The 1,781-nt window shown below is 69.6% G+C and carries 1 protein-coding gene; it reads left to right on the top strand.

From position 1 onward, the window contains the following. Nucleotides 1-1,781, top strand: a 1,781-nt coding sequence (locus DFR29_RS28775) for a condensation domain-containing protein (protein ID WP_166654429.1), incomplete at both ends; no start/stop codon positions are given.

Here is a 1,781-nt window from a genome sequence, read left to right as displayed (position 1 = left end):
CTGCAGCGCCTTGCGGCGCATCTCGATGCGCAGGCAACCGCGGCCTGCGAGGCAATCCCCCAGGCCGGCCGCGATGCGCCGCTGCCGCTGTCGTTCGCGCAGCAGCGCCTGTGGTTTATCGACCGCCTGGAAGGCGGCAGTGCGCAATACAACATGCCGCTGCTGCTGCGCCTGCGTGGCGAGCTGGATGTGCCGGCCTTGCAGCAGGCGCTGGATACGCTGGTGGCGCGGCACGAAATACTGCGTACCGTCTATAGCGACACCGATGGCGCGGCGCTGCAGCAGATCCAGCCGGCACGCGCTGTGGCGATGGCCTGCGACGATCTGCGCAGGCTGCCTGCCGCCGCCGGTGCGCAGCGGCTGCAGCAGCTGGCTGCCGACGAAGCGGCGCAGCCGTTCGATCTGGCGCAGGATCTGATGCTGCGCTGCCGCCTGGTGCACAGCGGCGAGCACGATTACGCGCTGCTGCTCACGCTGCACCATATCGCCTGCGACGGCTGGTCGCTGGATGTGCTGGTGCGCGAATTCGTGGCCCTGTACGGCGCGTTGCGCCAGGGCCGGCCGGCGCAGCTGGCGCCGTTGCCGGTGCAGTATGCCGACTATGCGGCCTGGCAGCGCCGGCGCCTGCACGGCGAGGCCTTGCAGGCGCAGCTCGGCTACTGGCGCACGCAGCTGGCGGGCTTGCCGGCGCTGCACAGCCTGCCACTGGACCGGCCGCGGCCGGCGCAGCAGCGCTTCGACGGCGCCCGTGTCGAGCAACTGCTGGATGCGCCCACCCTGGCTGCGCTGCAGGCCCTGGCGCGCCAGCATGACGCCAGCCTGTTCATGCTGTTGCAGGCAGCGTTCGCGGTGCTGGTGTCGCGCTGGAGCGGTGCGACCGACATCGTGCTCGGCACGCCCAGTGCCGGCCGCCTGCATGCCGATGTGGAGCCGCTGATCGGCTTCTTCGTCAACACCCTGGTGCTGCGTACCGATCTGTCCGGCGACCCCACGTTCGCGAGCGTGTTGCAACAGACCCGGGCGGCGGCGCTGTCGGCCTACGAACACCAGGAAGTGCCGTTCGAAATGCTGGTGGACGAGCTGAAGCCGACCCGCAGCCTGGCCCATGCCCCGCTGTTCCAGCTGATGTTCGCCCTGCAGAACAATGCACTTGCCGCGCTGGAATTGCCCGACCTGAGCGTGACCGCAGCAGCCGGCGCGCAGGAGCGGGCCAAGTTCGATCTGCAGCTGGATGTCGCCGAGACCGAGCTGGGACTCAGCCTGTCGTGGACTTATGCGCAAAGCCTGTTCGATGCGGCCAGCATCGAGCGCATGGCCGATGCGTTCCAGCGTTTGCTGCGCGGCATCGTCGAGGCGCCGCAGCAGGCCATCAGCCGCCTGCCACTGCTGTCGCCGCGTGAGCGCGAGCAAGTACTGCTGGGCTTCAACGCGACACAGCAGGCGCCATCCGGTGCGCAGACCATCGCCAGCCTGTTCGAAGCCCAGGTAGCGCGCGCCGGCACGGCGCCGGCGCTGCGCAGCGAAGAAGAAACGTATACCTATGCCGAATTGAACCAGCGCGCGAACCGGCTGGCGCATGCGCTGCTGGCGCAGGGCGTGAAGCCCGACCAGCGCGTGGCAATCTGCGTGCAGCGCGGGCTGGACCTGGTGGTCGGCCTGCTCGGCATCCTCAAGGCTGGCGCGGCGTATGTGCCGCTGGATCCGGCCTATCCGGCCGACCGGCTCGCCTACATGCTGGCCGACTGCGCGCCGGTGGCGCTGCTGACCCAGGGCCGCCTGGC

The organism is Tahibacter aquaticus, from assembly GCF_004363655.1.
Lineage (GTDB): Bacteria > Pseudomonadota > Gammaproteobacteria > Xanthomonadales > Rhodanobacteraceae > Tahibacter > Tahibacter aquaticus.
This window is presented reverse-complemented; position numbering and strand designations above follow the sequence as displayed.